18 protein-coding genes and 1 pseudogene are annotated in these 22,810 nt (G+C 69.9%); 11 read left to right on the forward strand and 8 right to left on the reverse strand.

Annotated elements, in window-relative coordinates; all coding sequences use genetic code 11:
- Positions 1-58: 58 nt before the first annotated feature.
- The 4 genes from V5F67_RS01720 to V5F67_RS01735 form a co-directional block, all read right to left on the reverse strand.
- Complete coding sequence (locus tag V5F67_RS01720) at positions 59-559, reverse strand: flavin reductase family protein (RefSeq protein WP_394022128.1); 501 nt, start codon at positions 557-559, stop codon at positions 59-61.
- A gap of 297 nt (positions 560-856) precedes the next feature.
- Positions 857-1,780, reverse strand: a complete 924-nt coding sequence (locus V5F67_RS01725; RefSeq protein WP_394022127.1) for a PhzF family protein — start codon at positions 1,778-1,780, stop codon at positions 857-859.
- A gap of 744 nt (positions 1,781-2,524) precedes the next feature.
- Positions 2,525-2,992, reverse strand: a complete 468-nt coding sequence (locus tag V5F67_RS01730; protein ID WP_394022126.1) for an acyl-CoA thioesterase — start codon at positions 2,990-2,992, stop codon at positions 2,525-2,527.
- A 21-nt stretch (positions 2,993-3,013) separates the two neighbouring features.
- Complete coding sequence (locus V5F67_RS01735; protein ID WP_394022125.1) at positions 3,014-3,859, reverse strand: enoyl-CoA hydratase; 846 nt, start codon at positions 3,857-3,859, stop codon at positions 3,014-3,016.
- A gap of 88 nt (positions 3,860-3,947) precedes the next feature.
- Between V5F67_RS01735 and V5F67_RS01740 the strand changes: the two genes are divergently transcribed.
- Positions 3,948-5,114: a M20 aminoacylase family protein gene (locus V5F67_RS01740; protein WP_394022124.1), complete on the forward strand. Its 1,167-nt coding sequence runs from the start codon at positions 3,948-3,950 to the stop codon at positions 5,112-5,114.
- 35 nt (positions 5,115-5,149) lie between these two features.
- Here V5F67_RS01740 and V5F67_RS01745 read toward each other — a convergent pair whose 3' ends face one another.
- The 3 genes from V5F67_RS01745 to putA all read right to left on the reverse strand — a co-directional run bounded on the left by V5F67_RS01745 (position 5,150) and on the right by putA (position 12,030).
- Positions 5,150-5,593: an SRPBCC family protein gene (locus V5F67_RS01745; RefSeq protein WP_394022123.1), complete on the reverse strand. Its 444-nt coding sequence runs from the start codon at positions 5,591-5,593 to the stop codon at positions 5,150-5,152.
- 166 nt (positions 5,594-5,759) lie between these two features.
- On the reverse strand, positions 5,760-8,192 hold the full coding sequence (locus V5F67_RS01750) for an EAL domain-containing protein (protein WP_394022122.1): 2,433 nt from the start codon (positions 8,190-8,192) through the stop codon (positions 5,760-5,762).
- A 133-nt stretch (positions 8,193-8,325) separates the two neighbouring features.
- On the reverse strand, positions 8,326-12,030 hold the full coding sequence (gene putA, locus V5F67_RS01755; protein ID WP_394022121.1) for a trifunctional transcriptional regulator/proline dehydrogenase/L-glutamate gamma-semialdehyde dehydrogenase: 3,705 nt from the start codon (positions 12,028-12,030) through the stop codon (positions 8,326-8,328).
- A gap of 212 nt (positions 12,031-12,242) precedes the next feature.
- Here putA and V5F67_RS01760 point away from each other — a divergent pair, with 212 nt between their 5' ends.
- Positions 12,243-12,737, forward strand: coding sequence for an Lrp/AsnC ligand binding domain-containing protein (locus tag V5F67_RS01760; RefSeq protein WP_394022120.1), 495 nt, complete (start codon positions 12,243-12,245; stop codon positions 12,735-12,737).
- Positions 12,738-12,803: 66 nt separating this feature from the next.
- Here the strand turns inward: V5F67_RS01760 and V5F67_RS01765 are convergent, their stop codons facing one another.
- A complete protein-coding gene (locus tag V5F67_RS01765) occupies positions 12,804-13,967 on the reverse strand; it encodes an acyl-CoA dehydrogenase family protein (RefSeq protein ID WP_394022119.1) in 1,164 nt (387 codons plus the stop codon).
- 434 nt (positions 13,968-14,401) lie between these two features.
- Between V5F67_RS01765 and V5F67_RS01770 the strand changes: the two genes are divergently transcribed.
- The 9 genes and pseudogenes from V5F67_RS01770 to V5F67_RS01810 all read left to right on the forward strand — a co-directional run bounded on the left by V5F67_RS01770 (position 14,402) and on the right by V5F67_RS01810 (position 22,724).
- Positions 14,402-15,268, forward strand: a complete 867-nt coding sequence (locus tag V5F67_RS01770) for a branched-chain amino acid ABC transporter permease (RefSeq protein WP_394022118.1) — start codon at positions 14,402-14,404, stop codon at positions 15,266-15,268.
- Complete coding sequence (locus tag V5F67_RS01775) at positions 15,265-16,260, forward strand: branched-chain amino acid ABC transporter permease (RefSeq protein WP_394022117.1); 996 nt, start codon at positions 15,265-15,267, stop codon at positions 16,258-16,260. Before V5F67_RS01770 ends, V5F67_RS01775 begins: the two co-directional genes overlap by 4 nt.
- A 5-nt stretch (positions 16,261-16,265) precedes the next feature.
- Positions 16,266-17,018 (forward strand): ABC transporter ATP-binding protein, encoded by a 753-nt coding sequence (locus tag V5F67_RS01780; protein WP_394022116.1) that lies wholly within the window; start codon positions 16,266-16,268, stop codon positions 17,016-17,018.
- On the forward strand, positions 17,015-17,722 hold the full coding sequence (locus V5F67_RS01785) for an ABC transporter ATP-binding protein (RefSeq protein WP_394022115.1): 708 nt from the start codon (positions 17,015-17,017) through the stop codon (positions 17,720-17,722). The genes V5F67_RS01780 and V5F67_RS01785 overlap by 4 nt, the downstream gene beginning before the upstream one ends.
- Positions 17,723-17,725: 3 nt before the next feature.
- Positions 17,726-18,487: an enoyl-CoA hydratase/isomerase family protein gene (locus tag V5F67_RS01790; RefSeq protein ID WP_394022114.1), complete on the forward strand. Its 762-nt coding sequence runs from the start codon at positions 17,726-17,728 to the stop codon at positions 18,485-18,487.
- A 16-nt stretch (positions 18,488-18,503) separates the two neighbouring features.
- Positions 18,504-19,112, forward strand: a pseudogene (locus V5F67_RS01795) (acetate--CoA ligase family protein); the annotation flags it as partial.
- Between the two features lie 66 nt (positions 19,113-19,178).
- A complete protein-coding gene (locus tag V5F67_RS01800) occupies positions 19,179-20,615 on the forward strand; it encodes a CoA-binding protein (RefSeq protein WP_509210652.1) in 1,437 nt (478 codons plus the stop codon).
- Positions 20,616-20,624: 9 nt separating this feature from the next.
- Positions 20,625-21,482 carry a GntR family transcriptional regulator gene (locus V5F67_RS01805; protein ID WP_394022113.1) on the forward strand — a complete coding sequence of 286 codons (858 nt, stop codon included), beginning with the start codon at positions 20,625-20,627 and terminating at the stop codon, positions 21,480-21,482.
- Positions 21,483-21,515: 33 nt separating this feature from the next.
- A complete protein-coding gene (locus tag V5F67_RS01810) occupies positions 21,516-22,724 on the forward strand; it encodes an ABC transporter substrate-binding protein (RefSeq protein ID WP_394022112.1) in 1,209 nt (402 codons plus the stop codon).
- The last annotated feature ends 86 nt before the right edge of the window (positions 22,725-22,810 follow it).

The following is a 22,810-nucleotide window of genomic DNA, read 5'->3' on the forward strand; positions in this document are numbered from 1 at the left end:
CGGTCGGCACCGACGCCGCTGCCGCGCGCGCCGTGCCGCCGCGCGGACCGTGGCCGTCTCAGGCCGCCTGCGCGGCGCTCTTGTGCAGCTGGGCCAGCCGGCCGCGCGCATGCACCAGCGGATGGCGCGCCTCGAACGCCGCGCCATCCTCCACCTTGGCGATCACCACCAGATGGTCGCCGGCATCGATCATCTCGTGCACCGTGCATTCGGCATAGGCGACCGCGTGGTCGGCGAGGATCGGCGCGCCGTGCGCCCGCTCCGAGGGCTGCCAGGGGAGCCCGGCGAACTTGTCCGCCGACCGCGAGGCGCAGGCATAGGCGACGTCGCCGCCGTTCTCCGCCAGGAAGTTCACCACGAACGATCCGCGCTCGCGCAGCACCGGCAGCGTGCCCGAGCCCTTGCCGATGCACACCAGCAGCATGGCCGGCTCCAGCGACACCGAGCACACCGCGCTGCAGGTGAGCCCGCGCGGATTGCCCTCGCCGTCGAGCGCGGTGACCACCGAGACCCCGGTGGGAAAGGACGACATGATGGACTTGAACAGGGGCGACTCCATGGGGAGGACCTCGTTCTATTGATCAGTAAGTAAGGGATAAGCCAGGTCGCCGCACCTGTCAAGGCGCGGAGGGCCTCGGGTCGAGCCGAGGGCCTGCGCGGAGGGAAGCGGGTAAGACGGCTGCGGGATGGGCCCTCCGATCAAGTCGGAGGGCGACGGGGGTGGAGGCGGAAACGGCGGCTGCGAAGGGGCGACGGGGCGCGGCGCCCGCCCCTCACCGCCGGGGGAACAGGCGACTGGCGGCAGCGCCGGAGCGCTGCCCGATCGGCCTGCGGTGCAGGCTGGTGGGCGCGTGCTCTAGCCGGCGCGGCGCGCCAGCGCGGCGCGGGAGAGGGCGCCGCCGCCGATCCGCACCGCCCCGCCGCCGACATGGACGCCGGCGATGCGGCCGTCCGCGACGTCGACGGACAGGTCCACCAGGCTCGGGCGTCCCATGTCCTCGCCCTGGCGGATGGCGAACAGGTTCTCCCCCTCGGCAAGGGTGCGCAGCCCGGCGAGATAGGCGGCGAGCGCCACCGCCGCGACCCCGGTGGCCGGGTCCTCCGGGATGCCCATGGCAGGGGCGAACATGCGCGCGGAAATGTCCGTGCCCGCGCCCCAGTCCTCCATGGTCAGCGCATAGAGGTGGGGCGCCGGCCCCTCCGCGATCTCCGCCTGCCACAGCGCGCCGTCGAGGCGGATGCGGGCCAGCGCGGCCCGGTCGCGAACCGGGACGAAGGTGAAGGGCACCCCGCCGGAGCAGCAGGCGGGGGCGACCGGGCCGTCGCGCACGTCGCCGGGGGCAAGGCCGAGCAGCCGCGCCAGGAGGTCGGCGGGCGGCGCGTCGGCCACCCGCTCCGGGATCTTCGGGCTGGAGAGCACCGCCCGGGGCGCGCCCGCGCCGGCGAGGATGCGCACCGGCACCGGGCCGATCCGCTCGTGCAGCACGATGCGCGCGCCGCCGGACAGAGCGTGCAGCACCAGGGCCGTGCCGATGGTGGGATGGCCGGCGAAGGGCAGCTCCGAGAGCGGCGTGAAGATGCGCACCGCATGGCCTTCCTCCCCCGCGGGCGGCGGCGAGACGAAGGTGGTCTCGCTGAGGTTCAGCTCGCGGGCGATGGCCTGCATCTCGCCGTCCGAGAGCCCCTCGGCCTGCGTGAACACGGCGAGCGGGTTGCCGCCGAACGGGGTGTCGGTGAACACGTCCACGAGCACGTAGGACAGATCGTCGGGAGCGGGCATGGCGGTCTCGCGGGGAAAGAGGCGTCTTCGGGAGCGCGCTTGAGACGCGCAGGTCGGACAGTCCTTGTCGGCCGTTGTCATCGTTCGCGACGTCATGCCCCGGACAAGCCGGGGGATGACGGTGGTCAAAGGAGGCACAGGGCGCGGCACCCACCAAGCCGCCGTCATGCTCCGACTTGATCGGAGCATCCAAGCAACCTCCCCGCCCCGAGCCCGGCCGACAGATGGGCCCTCCGGTCGAGCCGGAGGGCGACGGCGGCTGGTCGGGCAACGGGGCGCGCAAAACGCTCTCCGACGTCATGCCCCGGCCTGTCCGGGGCATCCACTCTACCGTTTGCCCTGCGCCTCGATCCCGAGCACCGTCAAGGCCGCGGGGTGGATCCCCCGGACAAGCCGGGGGATGACGGTGGTCAAAGGAGGCACAGGGCGCGGCACCCACCAAGCCGCCGTCATGCTCCGACTTGATCGGAGCATCCAAGCAACCTCCCCGCCCCGAGCCCGGCCGACAGATGGGCCCTCCGGTCGAGCCGGAGGGCGACGGCGGCTGGTCGGGCAACGGGGCGCGGAAAACGCTCTCCGACGTCATGCCCCGGCCTGTCCGAGGCATCCACTCTACCGTTTGCCCTGCGCCTCGATCCTGAGCGCCGGCAAGGCCGCAGGGTGGATCCCCCGGACAAGCCGGGGGATGACGATGGGGCTGACCGCGTCGGGCTGCGACAAGGACAGCGCGGTTCATGCGGCGCTCTAGCCGGCCGGCGCGCCGGTCTCGATGCCCTCGTGGTCGAGGATGGCCTGGCGCCAGCGGGCGGGGATCTCGCTGCCCTTGCCGGTGGCCTGGTCCACATGCACATGGACGCCGCTGCCCTCGGCGATCAGCGCGCCATCGGACAGGCGCGTGAGCGTGAAGGCCCAGCCGGCGCTCGACCGCTTGATCCACGGCACCTTGATGGCGATGCGGATGTCGTCGTCGAAGCGCCCCACCGCCCGGTAGCTCACCAGGATCTCGGCCAGCACCCAATGGTCGAGGTCGCGCGGGATCGCCATGCCGGTGACCGACTTGTAGTAGAGGATGCGCGCTTCCTCGACATACTTGACGATGTTGGCGTTGTTCAGGTGTCCCGAGGCGTCGAGGTCGCTGAAGCGGACCTTGATGTCCAGCGTGACCGGGGCTCCCGGCACCGGGGCGCCGGCGCCGCCTGCCGCTCCCTCCATCGTCGCTCCCTCCATGGCCGCTCAGACCGCCTTCGGCGTCATGCGGCGCGCGCCCTTGGTGGAGCCCGCCTCCTTGCGACGCGCGCGCTCCAGCTCCGCCTCCTGGGTGAAGTGGGAGAAGACGTGGGCCATGAAGTGATACTCGAACGCCTCGCGCTGGCCCATGATGTCGAGCGTGCGGTTGATCGAGGCCTTGGTCAGCTCCAGCGACACCGGCGGCTGGGCGGCGATCTTCAGCGCGAGCGCCTTGGTCTGCGCATCCAGCTGGTCGCGCGGCACCACCCGGTTGACGAAGCCCAGCTGCTCGGCGCGGCGCGCGTCCACCACGTCGCCGGTGAACAGGAACTCCTTGGCGCGGCGGGCGCCCATGTCCCACGGCTCGAACAGCATCTCGCCCACGGCGCAGAAGCGGCTGAGCACCGGCATGCCGAACTTCGCGTCCTCCGAGGCGACGATGAGATCGCACATGGCCGCCCCCATCATGCCGGCGGCGAGGCAGTAGCCGTGCACCTGGGCGATGGTCACCTTGCGGGTGTTGCGGATGGCGAGGCACTTGTCGAAATACATCTTGCGCTCGGTCTCGAGCCGGCGCTCGGGGGTCGCGTACATGGCCGCGACCTCGGGCACGAAGTCGATGTCGGAGACGTCGTGGCCGGAGGAGAAGGAGGGGCCCTCGCCGCTCAGGACGATGACGCGGACCTCGGGGTCCTCGTCCGCCGCCATCATGGCATCGTGAAGCTGCTGGATCATCTCCAGATTCTTGGCATTGTGCTTCTCGGGGCGGTTGAGGCTGATGCGCGCGATCGGCCCCTCGCGCCACGTCTTCACGAACTCGGTCGGGGCGGTCGAGGCCTGGGCGAGCGTCATGGAAGGCTCCTTGTCCGGATTCTGAATTTTACTGTACCATTAGTAAGTAGGTCGTCAAGCCGCCGCGGCGGTCATCGGAGACAGGCAGATGGGATCGAACGCAGCCGCTTACTTCGAGGCGCTCGCAACGGAAATGGCCGACTGGCGCCACACGCTGCACCAGCATCCCGAGCTCGCCTATGAGGAGCGCTGGACCGCCGATTTCGTCGCCGACAAGCTCAGGAGCTTCGGCTACGCGCCCGAGCGCGGGCTCGGCGGCACCGGCGTGGTGGCGAGCCTCACCCGCGGCGCCGGCCCTTCCGTGGGCCTGCGCGCCGACATGGACGCGCTGCCGATCCACGAGCAGACCAACCTGCCCTACGCCTCGCGCATCGCCGGCAGGATGCACGCCTGCGGCCACGACGGGCACATGACCATGCTGCTCGCCGCCGCCCGCTACTTCGCCGAGAACCCGCCGGCCGCGGGCACCATCCGCTTCATCTTCCAGCCGGCGGAGGAGGGCGCGGGCGGCGCCAAGGCGATGATCGATGACGGCCTGTTCGCCCGCTTCCCGGTGGAGCGGGTGTTCGGGCTGCACAACTGGCCGGGCCAGGAGAAGGGCTCGTTCGCCGGCCGCGCCGGCCCGCTGATGGCGGCCTACGACATCTTCGACATCACCCTTTCCGGCCGCGGCGCCCATGCCGCCATGCCGCACCAGGGCACGGACCTGCTGCTCGCCGCCGCCCAGCTTCAGACCCAGCTCCAGTCCATCGTCGCCCGCTCGCTCGACCCGCTGGAGAATGCGGTGGTGTCGGTGACCCAGATCCACGGCGGCGACGCCTACAACGTGCTCCCGTCCGAGGTGGTGATGCGCGGCTGCACGCGCCATTTCACCCTCGCCGCGCAGGACCTGATCGAACAGCGCATGGGCGACATCTGCCGCGGCGTCGCCGCATCGTTCGGCTGCGAGGTGAGGCTCGCCTACGACCGGCGCTATCCGGCCACCGTGAACGCCGCCGCCGAGCTCGGCCTCGCCGCCGCGGCGGCCCGCGCGGCGGGCGCGGCCTCCGTCGCCACCGAGGTCGCGCCCTCCATGGTGTCGGAGGACTTCGCCTTCATGCTGAGGGAGAAGCCGGGCTGCTACCTGTGGCTCGGCACCGGGCCCATCGAGGGCGGCAAGTCGCTCCACAGCCCCACCTTCGACTTCGACGACGGCGTGCTGGCGCTCGGCGCCACCTGGTGGGTGGAGGTGGCGCGCCAGGCGCTCAGGGCCTGAGGCCCCGCCGCCCGCGCTCCAGCCCGGCGCAAGACTTATTGATCGATCTCGGGCTCGACCAGACGCGCGAGGTTGCGCAGCGATTCCTGCCAGCCGAGATGGCAGGCCTCAGGCGGGATCAGGTCCGGCACGCCGGCCTGCTCGATCTCCACCTCGGTGCCCACCGAGACCTTCCTCAGCACCACCGTGACCTGCATATCGCCGGGCAGGTTGGGATCATCGAAGCGGTCCGTGTAGCGCAGCCGCTCGCCGGGAACGAGTTCGAGATAAGTTCCGCCGAAGACGTGGCTCTGGCCGGTGGTGAAGTTGCGGAACGACATCCGGAACGTGCCGCCGACGCGCACGTCGAGATGCTCCACGGTGCAGACGAATCCGTTGGGCGGCAGCCACTTGGCGAGCGCGTCCGCCTCGGTGAAGGCACGATAGAGCTTCTCGGGACGGGTCGGGAAGACCCGGTGCAGGCGAAGGGTGCTTGGCATTGGCGCTCATCCTCATGGATCGGCGGAACGACGGCGCGCCGTCCGGGCGCGGGTCACGGACCGGGGCAGGCCGCGCCTGTGCGCAGCCCATCGCCGGTCCATGGCCCAAGGACGCCTGGCGCATCCTCGATCCGACACCGCACGCTTCCTGGAATTCAGATTCGGATCAGCGCCGCGGCGTCCCTGCCGCGGCGCCCGCCTGCTCCGCCAACCAGGCGACCAGCCCGTCCGGCGTCAGCGGCCGCGAGAACAGGTAGCCCTGGACGACCGAGCACCCCAGCTCCACGAGGAAGCGGCGCTGCGGCTCGGTCTCCACCCCCTCGCAGACCACGTCGAGGCCGAGACTCTGGCCGATGCCGATCACCGCCCGGACAAGGGCCTGGGCGTTCCCGTCCTGCTCGAAGTGCTGCATGAAGCTGCGGTCGATCTTCAACTCGCTGATCGGCAGGCGGGAGATGTTGGAAAGGCTGGAAAATCCGGTGCCGAAATCGTCCATGGACAGGCCGACGCCGAGGTCCCGCACCGCGCGCACAGTCTCCAGCGTCCGGCCGCCCCGATCCACCATGATGCTCTCGGTGATCTCCACCGTAAGGCACCGCGGCGGCAGGCCGTACCGGTCGAGCACGCCGGCGATGAAGCCCGGCAGCGCGCTGTTTCGGAAGTGCAGCGCCGACAGGTTCACCGAGACGGTGGGGATGTCGATCCCCATGGCGCGCCACAGCGCCAGCTGCCGGCAGGCCTCGCCGAGCGACCAGGTGCCGATGGCCTCGATCTGGTCGGTCTCCTCGGCGACCGGAATGAACTTGTCCGGCGCGATCCGGCCCAGCGTCGGATGCGTCCATCGGGCCAGCGCCTCGACCCCGTGAAGCGCCCTGCTCTCCGGCGCGAGCTGGGGCTGATAGTGCAGCTCCAGCGCATTCCCCGCGATGGCCTCGCGCAGGGCGTTGCCCAGATGGAGACGCTGCTGGAGCGCGGCGTCCATCTCCGGGCTGAAGAAGTGGATGGTGCCCCGCTGCGTCTTCTTCGCCTCAGACAGGGCGGCGCCGGCATGCTGGAGCAGCGTCTCGCCGTCGCCGCCGTTCTCAGGGCAGAGGCTGATGCCGATGCTCGCCGACTTGGCGAGCGTGACGCCGGAAAGGTTGAAGGGCTCGCTCAGGGCCGCCAGCGCCCTCCGCGCCTCGGCCGCCGCCCGCGCCGCGGTGCAGCCCGGCAGAACCATCAGGAACTCGTCGCCATTGAAGCGATAGACCGCGTCCGCGCCGTGGAACAGCCGCTGCAGCCGGCGCGCCACCTCCATCAGCATCTGGTCGCCCGCGCTGTGGCCGAGGGTCTCGTTCACGTCGTTGAAGCGGTCCACGTCGAGGAAGAAGAAGGCGACGCCCTCCTCCGACGCCTCGCGCAGCTGGCCTTCGATATCCTCGTGAAACCGGCTCCGGTTGGGCAGGCCGGTCAGCGGATCGAAATGGGCGAGCTGCGCGATCTGCTGGTTGGCCTCGTGCTGCTCGATGGCGATCATGCACAGGTGCAGGCAGGTGGCGACGATCTGCTCGTGCCAGGCGCTCGGACCGCGATTTTCGGAATAGTAGAAGGCGAAGGTGCCGACCACGCGCCCCGATCGCGCCTTGATGGGCGACGACCAGCAGGCCTTGAGGCCGGGCGGCAGGCCGAGATCGAGAAACGGCGCCCAAAGGGGGTCGCTGGCGATATCGGTCACCTGGACCGGCTCGCCGCGATAGGCCGCCGTTCCGCAGCTGCCGCAGCAGGGACCGATCTCGGCGCCGTTGATCGCATCGCTGAAGGACGCGGGCAGGCTCGGTGCGGAGAGCGGCCGCAGCCTGCGCTCCGCATCCACGAGGATGAAGGAGCAGACCACCTCCGGCGCCAGGGCCTCGACCTGCCGGCAGAGGAAGTCGCCCACGTCGCGCAGCGAGGCCGCGCTGGTCAGCGCCTCGAGCATCTCCCGCCGCAGGGTCTCGATCTGCTTGTCCTTGGTGATGTCCTCCATCACCAGAACGATGTTCCGGACGCTTCCGTCCTCCGCCCGGACGGCGCTGACCGAGACCAGCGTGAGGATGTCCCGTCCCCATTTGTCGCGGGCGAGAAACTCGTCGTGGAAGGAATCCCCGCTGGCCGCCCGCCGGCGGAGTCGCGCCAGCGCCTCCTGGTCGGTCTGCGGCCCCTCCAGCACCTCCGTGGGCACGCGCCCCACGATCTCTGCCTGGGTGTAGCCGAACAGCTCGGTGAAGGCCGGATTGGCGTAGATGGCGCGCCTGTTCTCATCGAGCAGGAGCAAGGCCCGGTCGGTGGCATTCGCCACCAGCGAAAGGCGGCGCAATTGCTCGCGGGATTCCAGATCCTCGGCGGCATCGTGCAGCACCGTCACCCGGTGCGGCGCCCCGCCCACCTGCAAGATGGCCTCGGACAAGGCCGCCCAGCCCTCGCTGCCGTCATGGCGCCGGATGCGGACCTGGCGATGCTCGGCCGCCTCGCCGAACTCGACCAGCAGCGGCCCGTCGCCGACGGCGTCGGCGACGCGGACGATCTCTCCCGGCGCATCGGGAAGAGCGACGATGAGCTTGTCCCGCCGGTCTGCCGTCATCCCTTCGGACCACCCTCACGGAAGGCGGTCAGTCTATGCCACATGGCGCTCCTGGTCTATGTCGTCGTTGCGTCGGCGGCGGTCGCCACCGCGGGGGCCGGGCGCTCGCGGATAGAACCGGGGAAAACCGAGCCTATGATGGCCCGATGCTCATCAGGCTGGCGTTTCCGCCCGCGGCGGCGGTGTTGATGGATGTCGAGACCTCCTCGATCAGCCAGTTGAGGCAATAGGCGTCGGGATCGTCGAGCAGGTCCTGCGTCGAGGCGGATTGAGCCAGAACCAGCGGACCGGCGAGGGTGGCGATCTTGCGGTTCACCGCACGGACGCGCTCGGCCTCGCCCTCGATGAGCGCCCCCGCGAACGGCCCGCCGGCCTGCCAGTCCGAACTCAGCCTTATGCGGGCAGCGACGGCGGGCGGAAGATCGGCAAGCGCGCCGTGCAATCCGGGCCCGGCGTCGATGGCCACGCGATTGCCGGTCGCGAGAGCCGCGGCGATCTGGCGGTAGAGGCCCCGCTCGGTCTGCGGAACGAGGAGGATGAGGCCGCGCGGGTGGAGAGCGTAGAGGTTGCGCTCGCCTTCCGGGCCGGCGAGCTCCTTCTCCACCCCGAGCGCGGAGCGCGCCGCGAACTCGCGCGCCGCGCTCGCCTCCGTGCGCAGGCCCTTGCGGCCGAGCCAGGCCGCGAAATCGCGCAAGGCCGGATCGGTGTGCGCCGTGCCCTGCAGAAGCGGCACCGGCGCCTTGCGCACGAGACGCCCCACATAAAGCGGGCCGCCAGCCTTCGGCCCGGTTCCCGACAGGCCCCGGCCGCCGAACGGCTGCACGCCGACCACGGCGCCGATGATGTTGCGGTTGACGTAGAGATTGCCGGCCTTGATGCGGCTCGTCACGTGGGCGATCGTCTCGTCGAGGCGCGTATGGAGGCCGAAGGTCAGGCCGTAGCCCGAGGCGTTGATGTCGTCGATCAGCCGGTCCAGCTCGTCCCGGCGATAGCGGATGACATGAAGCACCGGCCCGAACACCTCCCGCTTGAGGTCCGAGAGGCTTCGCAGCTCGATGATCGTCGGCGGAACGAAGGTTCCGCGCGCGGCGGCGGCGGGCAGGTCGAGCTGCTCCACCGCGCACCCAAGGCCGCGCATGCGCGCGATGTGCGCGTTGATGTCGCCCCTGGCGCCTTCCGAGATGACGGGCCCGACATCCACGCTCAGCCGATCGGTGCGTCCGACCGCAAGCTCCTTCAGCGCGCCCTTGAGCATGCGCAGCGTCCGGTCGGCCACCTCCTCCTGCAGGCAGAGGACGCGAAGCGCGGAACAGCGCTGGCCGGCGCTGTCGAACGCCGAGGCAATGACGTCCGGGACCACCTGCTCGGCGAGCGCCGACGAATCCACGATCATGCCGTTCTGACCGCCGGTCTCGGCGACCAGCGGGATCGGCTTGCCGGTGGAGGACAGGCGCTCCGCCAGCACCGCCTGGATGAGGCGCGCCACCTCGGTCGAGCCCGTGAACATCACGCCCGCCGTCTCCGGCGCCGCGATGAGCGCGGATGCGAAGCGCCCGCTGCTGGGCACGAACTGGAGCGCGCCGCGCGGCACGCCGGCCTCGTGCAGGATCCGAACGCCCTCGAACGCGATCAGCGGGGTGGCGCTGGCGGGCTTCGCCATGACCGGATTGCCGGCGACGAGCGCGGCCGCGACCTGGCCGGTGAAGATGGCCAGCGGGAAGTTCCACGGACTGACGCAGACGATGGGGCCGAGCGGGGCGTGCGACGGCCCCAGCGTCCGGCGCGCCTGGTCGGCGTAGTAGCGGAGGAAGTCGATGGCCTCGCGCGCTTCCCCGACGGCGTTCGCCGCCGACTTGCCCGCCTCGCGCATGAGGATGCCCATGAGGGCTTCCATGCGCGACTGCATGATGTCGGCGGCGCGCTCCAGGCATGCGGCGCGCGCGTCGGGCGGCACCGCCGCCCATTGCGGCGCGCCCTCGGCGGCGAGGCGCGCCACGTGCGCGGCGGCATCGAGGGGCAGCTCCGTCACCATGCCCACGGCATCCGTGTGATCCGCCGGGTTCAGGATCGCGCGGGCGTCGCCCGCATCGGCGCCATCCGAAAGCAGCGGGACCGCGTGCAGGCCCAGGCGGGCGCCCGCGCCGAGCACGCCGGAGAGCCGTGCGAGCGAGGGCTCGTCGGACAGGTCGATGCCTTCGGAATTTTGCCGCTCGTGCCCGAAGAGCGCGCCGGGACGCGCGATCTGGTCGTGCGGCGCCCCGATGACCGGCATCCCCCGGACCAGGTCCGCGGGATCGACGATCAGGTCGTCGACCGGCACGTTCGGGTCCGATATCCGGTGGACGAACGAGGAGTTCGCGCCATTCTCCAGGAGCCGCCGCACGAGATAGGCCAGCAGCGTCTCGTGGGTGCCGACGGGCGCATAGATCCGGCATGGCCGGTCGAGATTGTGCGCGCCGACCACCTCGTCATAGAGCGGCTCGCCCATGCCGTGGAGGCACTGGAACTCATACTGGCCGACGCGGAAATCCGGCCCCGCCAGATGATAGATCGTCGCCAGCGTCTGGGCATTGTGGGTGGCGAACTGCGGGAACACCGCGTCGCGCGCGTCCAGCAGCTTTCGCGCGCAGGCGATATAGGCGACGTCGGTGTGGACCTTGCGCGTGTAGACCGGGAAGTCCCTCAGCCCGTCCACCTGCGCCCGCTTGATCTCGGCATCCCAATAGGCGCCCTTGACCAGCCGCACCATGATGCGGCGCTCGGCGCGCCGGGCGAGATCGATGACATGGTCGAGCGCGAAGGGGCAGCGCTTGCCATAGGCCTGGACCACGAAGCCCAGGCCGTCCCACCCCTTGAGGCTCTCGTCGAAGCTGAGGTCCTCGAGGATGTCGAGCGAGAGCTCCAGGCGGTCCGCTTCCTCCGCATCGATGTTGAGGCCGATATCGTATCGGCGTGCCAGGACGGCGAGGTCGCGCACGCGCGGCAGCAGCTCGGCCATCACGCGCTCCGCCTGCGCGCGGCTGTAGCGGGGGTGCAGCGCGGAGAGCTTGATGGAAATTCCCGGGCCTTCGTAGACGCCGCGCTTGTCCGCCGCCGCTCCGATGGCGTGGATGGCGCTCGTGTAGTCCGCAAGGTAGCGCTGCGCGTCGTCGGCCGTGATCGCGGCCTCGCCGAGCATGTCATAGGAATAGCGGAAGCCGCGCGCCTCGAACGGCCCGGCGCGCCTGAGCGCCTCGTCGATGGTCTCGCCGGTGACGAACTGCTCGCCCATCATGCGCATGGCCATGTCCACGCCATGGCGGATGACCGGCTCGCCGCATCTGGCGATCGCCCGGCTCAGCGCCGCGGCAAGGCCGCGGTCGTTGACCGTGGATGTCAGCTTGCCGGTGACGAGCAGCCCCCATGTGGCGGCGTTGACGAACAGCGGGCGGTCGCTTCCGAGGTGGGACTTCCAGTCGCCCGATGAAATCTTGTCGCGGATGAGCGCATCCCGCGTGGCGCTGTCGGGAATCCGCAGGAGCGCTTCGGCAAGGCACATCAGGGCCACGCCTTCCTGGCTGGAAAGCGAATATTCCTGCACCAGCCCCTCGACGCCGTTTCGCCTGTTCCTGCCGCGCATGGCGGTGATGAGCCCTCGCGCGGTCCGGGCGATCGCCTCCTTCGTCTCCGGCGGAAAGGTGGCTGCCGTCAGAAGAGGGGGCACGCACGCGGTTTCCGGACGGCGGCAGGCCGCGGAGATGGCGCGGCGCATGTCGCTCTGCGGCCGGACCGGGGGGGCGAAGCGCGCAAACGGCGCATGGGCATCGGCGTCGGACGGTGAAGTGATCGCGTTCAGCATCGGGCGCACTCAAGGAAAAGCCGGGCCTTGAAGGGGGAGGACGCCGGGCGGGCGGCCGAAGCCGGCGCTTTGCCGCGCCCCGGCGACGTCCACGCTTGCCGATCCCTCCTGCCTCACCCCTTCACGCTAGCACGAGCGCCGTTGCCGTTCAGACTTGATTGTTCGCAGACTGTTCCCATAATGGCTTATAATGACGATGCCATGTGATCCATATGACCACCAATAACAGTTCAAATAGTGAAATCGACTCCTTCGACAGACGGATTCTCGACATTCTCGTCGAGGATGGCCGCATCTCGATCACCGATCTCGCGGATCGGATCGGCCTGTCGAAGACGCCCTGCCTCGCGCGGTTCCGGCGGCTGGTCAGCAGCGGCTACATCGAAGGCTTCAAGGCCGTGCTGAACCCCTCGAAGATGGAGATGGACCACATCGCGTTCACGGAGGTGAAGCTGACGCGCACGCACGAGGAGGCCCTGAAGGAGTTCAATGCGGCCGTCAAGAAGATAAAAGAGGTCGAGGAATGCCACATGATCGCCGGGCGATTCGACTATCTTCTTAAGATCAGGACCAGGGATATTCGGCGGTATCGGATCGTCCTGGCGGAAAATATTTCCTCTCTTCCCTACGTCGCAAACACGTCAACCTACGTCACCATGGAAACCGTGAAGGAATCGGGAGACAGCTTCGCCCCGGCGCGGAAATGACCGCCCCGCGCCACCTGCGGGCGCGGGCTGGACGGATCATCGAAACCGGCCGTCGCGGCGGGCTGCTCAGAACGACCGGGGCAGGCCGAGGACGTGCTCGGCCACATAAGAGAGGATCAGGTTGGTGGAGATGGGCGCCACCTGGTAGAGCCGCGTCTCGCGGAACTTGCGCTCCACGTCGTACTCGCAGGCAAAGCCGTAGCCGCCGTGGAACTGCAGGCAGGCGTTCGCCGCCTCCCAGGATGCCTTGGCGGCGAGGTACTTGGCCATGTTGGCCTGGGTGCCGCAGGGCGCGTGGGCATCGTAGAGCCGGCACGCCTCGAAGCGCATGAGGTTCGCCGCCTCCACCTCGATGAACGCTTCCGCGATGGGGAACTGCACGCCCTGGTTCTGGCCGATGGGCCGCCCGAACACGGTCCGCTCCTTGGCGTAGGCGGAGACCTTGTCGATGAACCAGTAGCCGTCGCCGATGCATTCGGCGGCGATCAGGGTCCGCTCGGCATTGAGACCCGTGAGGATGTACTTGAAGCCCTGCCCCTCCGCGCCGATCAGGTTCTCGGCCGGGATCTCCAGATTGTCGAAGAACAGCTCGTTGGTCTCGTGGTTCACCATGTTGAGGATGGGGCGCACGCTCATCCCGCTCCTCATGGCCTCCGCGAGGTCGACGATGAAGATGGACAGGCCCTCCGACTTCTTCCTCACGTCGGCGAGCGGCGTGGTGCGGGCGAGCAGGATCATCAGGTCGGAATGCTGCACGCGGGAGATCCACACCTTCTGGCCGTTGATGACGTAGCGGTCCCCGGTCCTCACCGCCGTGGTCTTGATCTTGGTGGTGTCGGTGCCGGTGGTGGGCTCGGTGACGCCCATGGACTGGAGGCGCAGCTCACCGGTGGCGATCTTCGGCAGGTACTTGCGGCGCTGCTCCTCCGAGCCGTGCCGCACCAGCGTGTTCATGTTGTACATCTGGCCGTGGCAGGCGCCGGAATTGCCGCCCGCCCGGTTGATTTCCTCCATGATGACCGAGGCCTCGGTGAGGCCGAGCCCCGAGCCGCCATAGGCTTCCGGGATCAGCGCCGCCATCCAGCCGGCCTTGGTGAGCGCGTCGACGAACGCTTCCGGATAGGCGCGGGCCTCGTCCACCTTGCGGTGGTACTCGGCCGGAAAGTCGGCGCACAGCGCCCGCACGGCATCGCGGATGTCCTGGAACTGGTCGCTCCCGATGGTCTGCATCGTCCTGGTCCTCGGCCTTTCTGCCCGGCCTTCCATCGCGGGGACGCGATCGTCGGCTGTTCGATGAGATCGTCATATCGCGTTTTCCTCACGGGAACCGGACTCCGCTTCGCTCGGAAACGCTCCCGGCCGGATCGGGCCAAGGGCCGGCTTGAACATCGCCCGGACCCGACTCCCTCTCCCGTTTGCCGGAGAGGGTTTTGCGGGACGCCCTTCGCTCACGCCGCGCGCGAAGGCCAGGACCGGCAGCGCTCGCGCTCCGCCCCTGCATCAACCCATAATAATTTGATTTATATGTATTTTCACTCCCTCCGACTGCCCGCAACCGGCAGCGCCGCTCATTTAAATTTGTTAGATTGTTGACATTCGTAAAGTCGTCCATACGATCCCATTCCAGACCGCGCAAAGCGGCGAGACAGTTAGGGAGGGTTCATATGCTGGCGGCTTCGCTCGCAATGAACGGCGTCGTCCTGGGGTCCGTGCTGCTCATGTGCAGCCTCGGCCTGACCCTGATCTACGGCGTCGGTCGGATCGTGAATTTCGCCCACGGGGCGCTGTTCAGCCTGGGCGCCATGGCCGGCGTCTGGCTCGCGGGCGCAGGGCTGCCCTTCTGGCTCACGCTCATCCTCGCCCCGCTCGGCGTCGGCCTCATCGGCGTGGTGCTCGACTGGGCGATCCTGGCGCGCATCCGCCACCGGCCCATGGTGGACAGCCTGCTGCTGACCTTCGGCCTCGCGCTCCTCATCACCGGCGTGCTCTACGAGCTGGGCGGACGCAACGTGCAGATCCTGCCGGTGCCGCCGCAGCTCGAAGGCATCGTCGCCGTGGGCGGGGTGACGCTGCCGGTCTACCGCGTGTTCGTCTCGCTGCTGGCGGTGGCGCTCACCGCGGCGCTGCTTCTCTTCCTGCGCAATTCCACCTGGGGCCTCAGGGTGCGGGCCGCCAACGACGACCCCGAGATGGGCGCCTGCCTCGGCATCGACCGCGGCCGGCTCATGCACTCTGTGGTCGGCATCAGCGCCGCGCTCGCCGCCGCCGCGGGAGTGGCCGGCGCGCCCATCTTCACCGCCTTCGCCACCGTCGGCGACAAGATCCTGATCCTCGCCTTCATGACCGTGATCCTCGGCGGCCTCGGCAGCCTGCGCGGGGCGGTGGTGGCGGCCTATGTGGTGGGCCTCATCATCGTCTTCGGCGAGGGCTATTTCGGCGGCCAGCTCGCCCTCATGGCGCTGTTCCTGCTCGTGATGGCCATGCTCATCAAATGGCCGCGCGGCTTCTTCGGAGAGGGGAGGACGGAATGAGCGACCTCGTCGCGACCCCCGCTGTCGAGCGCCGCGCCTCCGGCCGCGGGCTCCTCGTCGCCGGCGCCGCGCTGGTGGTGGTGGCGGGCGCCCTGGTGCCCTTCTGGACCACAAACGCGCCGTTCCTGCTGATGCTCGCCTCGCAGGCGGTGATCGCCGCGATCCTGGCGCTGAGCCTCGACCTGCTGACCGGAAACACCGGCCTGCTCTCCTTCGGCCATGCCGCCTGGTTCGGCTTCGGCGCCTATGTGGCCGGGCTGCTCGCCAAGCTGGTGACGCCGGAGATGCTGATCGTGGTGCCCGCCACCGTGATCGCCGCCGGCCTCACGGCCGCCATCGCCGGCGCGGTGCTGGTGCGCCAGATCGGCAAGACCTTCGCCATCCTCACCCTGGCGCTGAGCCAGATCATGTTCGCCCTCGTGTTCGTCGCCTCGGACATCACCGGCGGCGAGGACGGCCTGCAGGGCGTGCCGGTCATGACCGTGCTCGGCCAGCCCGTGGTGCAGCCCCAGACCTGGTACTGGCTGCTCTACGGCGTGCTGATCGCATCCCTGGCCGCCAGCCTCCACATCCGGCGCTCGCCGCTCGGGCGGGCCTGGCTGTCGATCCGCGAGAATGCCGAGCGCGCGCGCTTCATCGGCATCGACGTCAACGGCCTGAAGCTGCTCGCCTTCGTGATCTCCGCCGGGCTTGGCGCGCTCGCCGGGGCGCTGCTGGCGCTGTTCAACGGCGCGGCCTCGCCGGACCTGCTGTCCTGGTTCGAATCCGGCAAGATCCTCATGTACGTGGTTCTCGGCGGCGTCGGCACGCTCGTCGGGCCGGTACTGGGCGGCATCGTCTTCACCTTCGCCGAGCACTATGTCAGCAGCCTCACCAGCGCCTGGCTGATCTATTTCGGCGGCCTGTTCGTCCTCATCGTCATCGTCGCTCCCGGCGGCATCTTCGGCGCGCTCGGCCATGTCTGGCGGCGCCTCCAGGGCCAGGGGAGATGAGCGCCATGATCCTCAAGGTCGACGGCCTCTCCAAGAGCTTCGGCGGGCTGAAGGCGGTCAACGACGCCCGCTTCGCGGTGGCCGAGGCGAGCATCCATTCCATCATCGGCCCCAACGGCGCCGGCAAGACCACGCTGTTCAACCTGATCACCGGCGCCATCGCGCCGGATCAGGGCACGGCGACGTTCGACAATGTGGACATCACCCGCTGGACGCCGGACCGCCTGGCGCGCGCGGGCCTTGCCCGCACCTTCCAGCGCACCAGCATCTTCAGGGAGCTGCCGGTGGACGAGAACGTCGCCTTGGCGATCCGCGCGCGGGAGGGCATCAGCCGCGCGGTCTGGCAGAGCCGGGGCGACGCGCAGATGGTGGCCGCCGAGGCGCGCGACATCCTCGCCCGCGTCGGCCTCGACAGCCGCGCGGGCGCGAAGGCGGGCGACCTCGCCCACGGCTTCCAGCGGGCGCTCGACATCGCCATCGGCCTGGCGCTGAAGCCGCGCCTCATCCTCATGGACGAGCCGCTCGCCGGCATGTCGCGCGGCGACCGCGAGACCGTCGCCAGCCTCATCACCATGCTGCGCGACACGCTCGGCCTCACGGTGGTGGTGGTCGAGCACGACGTGGGCATGGTGATGCGCCTGTCCGACCGCATCACCGTGATGCAGCACGGCACGGTGATCGCCGACGCCCCGCCCTGCGAGATCCGCGACAACGCGGCGGTCCGCAGCGCCTACCTGCACGGGAGCTTCGCGGCATGAGCGGCGCCATCACCTTCGAGAACCTCCACGCCTTCTACGGCCAGAGCGAGATCCTGCACGGCGTCAACATGCAGGTGGAGGCGGGCTCCGTCGCCTGCCTGCTGGGCCTCAACGGCATGGGCAAGACCACCACGCTGCGCGCCGCCATGGGCCTCGTCGACCGCACCGAGGGCCGCATCCTCCTCGACGGCCGGGAACTCGGCGGGCCGACCTTCCGGCGCTCGCAGATGGGCATCACCCTGGTGCCCGAGGACCGCAAGGTGTTCGCCAACCTCTCGGTGCGCGAGAACCTGGAGGTCGCCAAGGCCATGGCGCCCCGCGACGCGGCGTTCGGCATCGCCGCGGCGGTGGAGATCTTTCCCCGCCTCGGCGAGCGGATGGAGCAGAAGGCCGGCACGCTCTCGGGCGGCGAGCAGCAGATGCTCGTGGTCGCCCGCGCCATGCTGGTGAACCCGCGCTACATGATGCTGGACGAGCCCACCGAGGGCCTCGCGCCGACCTATGTGGAGGCGATCCGCCAGTCCATCGAGGTGGCGCGCGGGCGCGGCATCGGCATCATCCTGGTGGAGCAGAGCCTGCCGCTGGCGCTCGCCGTTGGCGACCATTTCCACATCATGGAGAACGGGCAGATCGTGCGCTCGTTCACCCGCGCCGAGGCGCTCGCGGAGCCAGCGGCCATCGAGCGCCTGCTGACGGTGAGCTGAGCCATGCCCGACATCCTGGTCCGCCGCGAGGGCGGCATCCTCATCCTCACCTTCGACAACGAGCCGCGCCGCAACGCCTTCACCCACGCCATGACCGAGCGCCTCGGCCGGCTCCTGGCGCAGGCGGAGGCGGACCCGTCGGTGCGCTGCGTGGTGCTCACCGGCGCCGGCGATCGCGCCTTCTCCAGCGGCCACGACCTCAACGAGCTCCTGGACGACCGCGACCACGCCGCCGACGAGGCGCTGAACGCGCCCTTCACCGCGCCCGCGCGCATGGCGACGCCCACCATCGCCGCGGTGAACGGGGTCGCCCATGCGGGCGGCCTCATCCTGGCGCTGTCCTGCGACATCCGCGTCTGCGCGCAGAACGCCGATTTCGCCGCGCCCGGCGCCCGGCTCGGCCTCCTGCCCATCGGCGGGCAGGTGAGCCGCCTGCCGTCGCTGATGCCCATCGGCTTCGCCTTCGAGATGCTCGCCACCGGCCGGCGCGTGGGCGCGGAGGAGGCGGCGCGGGTCGGCTTCGTCAACCACCTCACCGCCCCCGGCGGCGCGCCGGGGAAGGCCATGGAGCTGGCGCGCGCCATCGCCGCCAACTCGGCGGCGGTGGTGGCCGGCATCAAGAAGGGCCTCGACCTCTATGCCCGCGAGGGCGCCGACGCGGCGCGCAGCTTCGAATGGGCCGAGGGCCGGCGCCTCCAGAGCGGGCCGGACGCCGAGGAAGGCCTGCGCGCCTTCCTCGAGAAGCGCGCCCCGAGTTTCCAATGATCGAGCGAAAGACCAGTCGATGAAGACGGAGATCGAATCCAAGACCCTGCTGGCGCGCTACGGCATCGCCACCACCGCGCCGCGCCTCGCGACCTCGCCGGCGGCGGCGGCCGAGGCGGTGAAGGCGGTGGGCCGGCCGTGCGCGCTGAAGGTGGTCTCCTCCGACATCGTCCACAAGGTGGACGCCGGAGGGGTGCGCCTGTCGGTGGAGGCGGACGGCGCCGCGGAGGCCTTCGGCTCCATCATGGCCGCCTGCCGGGCCTCCCATCCCGGCGCCGACATCGAGGGCGTGCTGGTGGAGGAGATGGTGCCGCCGGGCCTGGAGGTGTTCATCGGCGCCCGCCTGGACAAGGACTACGGGCCGGTGATCTTGGTCGGTCCCGGCGGCTCCGGGGTCGAGCAGCGCTCGAAGCCCATCGCCGCCTTCGCGCCGGTGGACGAGCGCGCGGCGCTGGCGCTGGTGGACGCCGCCTTTCCCGGCCATTTCACCAACGGCAGCGGCGCCGGCCGCGAGAAGCTCGCGCGCTGCATCCTGGCGGTGGGCGGCGAGAGCGGCCTCCTCCTGCGCGAGCCCATCGGCGAGATCGACATCAACCCCATCATCGTCAACGGGGCGGGCGCGATCGCCGTCGACGCCGTCGCCGGGGACGTGGACGATGCCGACGCGCACCTGCCGCGCACCGATGCCGAGGTGGCCGCCGCCATCGCCCGGCGCCGGGCGCGGCTCGGAGGGCTCGGCGCGCTGTTCGAGCCCAAGGCCATCGCCTTCGTCGGCGCCTCGGCCTCCAAGGACAAGCTCGGCTACCACCTGATCAACTCCCTGGTGGAGTTCGGCTTCACCGGCGACATCTACCCGGTCCACCCGACGGCGCCGGAGATCTGCGGCCTCAAGGCCTATCCGTCCGTCGCCGACATTCCCGGCACGGTGGACCGGGCCTATGTGGCGGTCGCCAGCAAGGCGGTGCCGGACGTCCTCGCCCAGTGCCGCGCCAAGGGCGTGACCGTGGCCCAGGTGCTCACCGCCGGCTTCTCCGAATTCTCCAGCGACACCGGCGCGCTGGAGCAGGCGATGCTGGACCAGGTGGCCGAAGGCCCCATGCGCATGGTGGGGCCGAACTGCATCGGCACCTTCTCCGCCAGGAGCCGCATGGCGGTGGGCGCGGCGCGCTACAATCCGGTGAACGAGGGCGGCATCACCTTCTTCTCCCAGAGCGGCACCTATGCCGGCGACGTGGTCCGGCGCGCCCAGGTGTGGGGCCTGCCGGTGGGCAAGGCGCTGTCCTGCGGCAACTGCGCCGACCTCGACATGGTCGACTTCCTGCTCTACGCGCAGGACGATCCCGAAACCCGCATCGCCGCCTTCTACATCGAGTCCATGCGCGATCCGGGCCTGTTCTTCCGCATCGCCCAAGGCATGACCAAGCCGGTGGTGATCCTGCGCGGCGCCGCCACGGCGCAGGGCCAGGTCGCCGCCTCCAGCCACACCGCCGCGCTCGCCACCGACCGGGTGCTGTGGGAGGCGGGGCTCGCCCAGTCCGGCGTGATCCAGGTCAGCGCCATGGACGACCTGATGGACACGCTGATGGCGCTGCACGTCCACGGCCGCAGCCCCGGCAACCGGCTGGCCTTGTTCGGCTCCGGCGGCGGCGTGAGCGTGACCACCGCCGACGCGGCGTCCCGCGCGGGGCTGGTGATCCCCGAGCTCAGCGCCGGGACCGGGGCGGTCCTGAGCCGCTTCGGCATTCCCGGGACCAGCGTCGCCAATCCCATCGACATCCCGGTCTGGGGGCTCAAGGACGGCGAGCGCTACATCTTCGAGGAGATCATCAACGCCCTGAAGAGCGACCCGAACATCGACCGCATCGTGGTGTTCGTGGAGGTCGGCTGGGTGCTCGACTTCATGCCCAGCGACGCGGCGGGCATCGCCGCGGTGGAAGCGATCTGCGCCTCCGTCGCCCGCGCGCGCCGGGACGGGCCGCCCATGTCGCTGGCGCTGCGCACCTCGGGCGACCGCCACCAGGACGATCTCGTGCGCGACCAGCGCGTGAAGCTGATGGGACAGGGTATTTCGGTGTATCCGACGACCTCGCGCGCGGTGCGCGCGCAGGCGCGGCTCGTCGGACCTTAGGAGAGTGCTGTGACCAGGAAGCCCCGTGTGCAGAGTGGCCGGTTCGGGTCGAGGTCGGACGTGGCGGGCACGTTCTTCAACCTGTTCGACTCCAACCCCGACGCCATCAAGACGCTGCCGGAGCAGCTCGCCGAGCGCCTGGTCGAGCTGATCATCAACGGCACGTTCCAGCCCGGCGAGCGCCTGCACGAGGTGATGCTGTCCGAGCGGTTCGAGGTGAGCCGCGGCCCGGTGCGCGAGGCGCTGCGCCTGCTGGAACGCGAGGGCCTCGTCACCATGGCCTCGCGCCGCGGCGCCTCGGTCACCAAGCTCACCGAGAAGCACCTGAAGGATATCTTCCCGGTGCGCGCCGCGCTCATGAGCGTGTGCGCGGAGGAGCTGGCGCTGCGCCATTCGGACGCCGTGCAGGAGCTGCTGGACGAGGCGACGGAGAAGCTGTTCGAGGCGTCGCGGAACGGCGACATCTCCGAGTACATCGTCCTCGTCTATCAGGCGAGCATGTACATCGCCGAGGCCTCGGGCAACGAGATCGCCCGGCGCATCCTGTTCTCCCTCGGCCGCCAGACCCTGTCCATCACCCGGATGGTGTTCGAGGACGCCGGCCACCGGAAGGACTGGAGCAACAACTGGTGCGGCATCGTCGACGGCATCCGCGCCAACGACCCGGCGGCGGCGCGCATCGCCGTGTTCCAGCTCATCGGCGACATCAAGGCCGCCGCCCTCGACGCCTTGCGCCGCAGGGACGAGGCCGCCCACCAACCCGCGAAATCCGCAGCCGCCCCCGGCCAGGACGGGGCCGGCACGGAGGAGAAGCCGCGATCGCGGCGCGCCCGGGTCCGCCCGGGCGCGCCCTCGACCGGGCCATGACCAAAAGGCAAAGCCTTGGGAGGAACAACGCCAATGAGGACAATTCGCCATTTCGCCGCCGCGTGCGCCTTGGGCGCCGCAACGTGGGTCGCCGGAGCCGCGCCGCCGGCCGCCGCCGAGGAGCTGGTGGTCGGCGTGTTCCTGCCCACCACCGGGCCGCTCGCCCCGCTCGGCAACGACATGAAGCGCGGCTTCGAGCTCGCCGCCAAGGGCGCGAAGGTCAAGGGCCAGCCGGTCAGGATCATCATCGAGGACACCGCCGCCAACCCGGCGAACGGCGTCCGCAAGGCCCAGAAGCTGGTGCTGGAGGACAAGGCGAAGATCCTGATCGGCGGCGCCAGCAGCGCGGTCACGCTCGCGGTCAACGCACAGTCGGCGCGCCTCAACGTGCCGATCATCACCACCAACGCCCAGGCGGTCGCGGTGACGGGCGACCAGTGCAGCCGCTTCCTGTTCCGCACCGTGCCGAACGACGCCATGTCGGCCAAGGCGATCGGCATCATGATGCAGAAGCGGCCCGACCTGCTCGCGAAGAACTGGTTCATCGTCTACCACGACTTCGCCTACGGCCATTCCAACAAGGCCGAGTTCTCGAAGATCCCCGGCATCAAGATCGCCGGCGACGCCGGCCGTCCCGTGGGCACCGCCGACTGGTCGAGCGCCATCTCGCAGATCCAGGCGAGCAAGGCGGACGCCATCTATCTGGCGCTGGCGGTGGGTGACGACCTCACCGCCTTCGTCAACCAGGCGCGTGCCTTCGGCATCAACTACGTGATGATGGCCCCGGTGGGCATCCCCGATTCCATGCTCCAGGCGCTCGGCAAGAACGGCGTCGGCATGGTGGCGGGCGGCCTCACCACCTCCTGGATGCAGGAGGCGACCAACCCGAAGATCCGCGCGTTCGTGAAGGCGTATCACGCGGCCAACGGGGTGGTGCCGGGCTATCAGGCGATCCAGGCCTATGCCGGCTTCCAGTTCATGCTGGCCGCGCTCGAAGCATCGAGCGACCATGCCCCGGACACCATCGTCAAGGCGCTGGAGACCACGAAGGCCGACACCATCGTCGGGCCGATCCAGATCCGCAAGGGCGACCACCAGGCCATGGTGGGCGCCTACATGGCGGAGGCGGTGGCGCTGCCGGAGGAGATGTTCGGCGCCAAGGTGGGCTGGAAGCTGCTGGACCCGATCACCTGGGACCAGATGAAGGTCGAGCTCGCCGACACCGGCTGCAAGGGCCTCTGAACGACGACCCCGCAGGCGCGTCCCGGCCTCGGGACGGGCCTGCCGTTTCCCACCGCGGCGCGCCCGGCTCTCCCGGATCCGGGCGC

The sequence above is a fragment of the Xanthobacter pseudotagetidis genome (assembly GCF_043194795.2).
Taxonomy (GTDB): Bacteria; Pseudomonadota; Alphaproteobacteria; order Rhizobiales; family Xanthobacteraceae; genus Xanthobacter; species Xanthobacter tagetidis_A.

What these genes read in the sequence shown, in the direction of transcription:
- V5F67_RS01720 (WP_394022128.1), bottom strand. Translation starts at nt 559, where the DNA reads ATGGAGTCGCCCCTGTTCAAGTCCATCATGTCGTCCTTTCCCACCGGG.
- V5F67_RS01780 (WP_394022116.1), top strand. Translation starts at nt 16,266, where the DNA reads ATGATCCTCAAGGTCGACGGCCTCTCCAAGAGCTTCGGCGGGCTGAAG.
- V5F67_RS01730 (WP_394022126.1), bottom strand. Translation starts at nt 2,992, where the DNA reads ATGGAGGGAGCGGCAGGCGGCGCCGGCGCCCCGGTGCCGGGAGCCCCG.
- V5F67_RS01750 (WP_394022122.1), bottom strand. Translation starts at nt 8,192, where the DNA reads ATGACGGCAGACCGGCGGGACAAGCTCATCGTCGCTCTTCCCGATGCG.
- V5F67_RS01775 (WP_394022117.1), top strand. Translation starts at nt 15,265, where the DNA reads ATGAGCGACCTCGTCGCGACCCCCGCTGTCGAGCGCCGCGCCTCCGGC.
- V5F67_RS01725 (WP_394022127.1), bottom strand. Translation starts at nt 1,780, where the DNA reads ATGCCCGCTCCCGACGATCTGTCCTACGTGCTCGTGGACGTGTTCACC.
- V5F67_RS01810 (WP_394022112.1), top strand. Translation starts at nt 21,516, where the DNA reads ATGAGGACAATTCGCCATTTCGCCGCCGCGTGCGCCTTGGGCGCCGCA.
- V5F67_RS01760 (WP_394022120.1), top strand. Translation starts at nt 12,243, where the DNA reads ATGACCACCAATAACAGTTCAAATAGTGAAATCGACTCCTTCGACAGA.
- V5F67_RS01745 (WP_394022123.1), bottom strand. Translation starts at nt 5,593, where the DNA reads ATGCCAAGCACCCTTCGCCTGCACCGGGTCTTCCCGACCCGTCCCGAG.
- V5F67_RS01740 (WP_394022124.1), top strand. Translation starts at nt 3,948, where the DNA reads ATGGGATCGAACGCAGCCGCTTACTTCGAGGCGCTCGCAACGGAAATG.
- V5F67_RS01770 (WP_394022118.1), top strand. Translation starts at nt 14,402, where the DNA reads ATGCTGGCGGCTTCGCTCGCAATGAACGGCGTCGTCCTGGGGTCCGTG.
- putA (WP_394022121.1), bottom strand. Translation starts at nt 12,030, where the DNA reads ATGCTGAACGCGATCACTTCACCGTCCGACGCCGATGCCCATGCGCCG.
- V5F67_RS01790 (WP_394022114.1), top strand. Translation starts at nt 17,726, where the DNA reads ATGCCCGACATCCTGGTCCGCCGCGAGGGCGGCATCCTCATCCTCACC.
- V5F67_RS01785 (WP_394022115.1), top strand. Translation starts at nt 17,015, where the DNA reads ATGAGCGGCGCCATCACCTTCGAGAACCTCCACGCCTTCTACGGCCAG.
- V5F67_RS01765 (WP_394022119.1), bottom strand. Translation starts at nt 13,967, where the DNA reads ATGCAGACCATCGGGAGCGACCAGTTCCAGGACATCCGCGATGCCGTG.
- V5F67_RS01735 (WP_394022125.1), bottom strand. Translation starts at nt 3,859, where the DNA reads ATGACGCTCGCCCAGGCCTCGACCGCCCCGACCGAGTTCGTGAAGACG.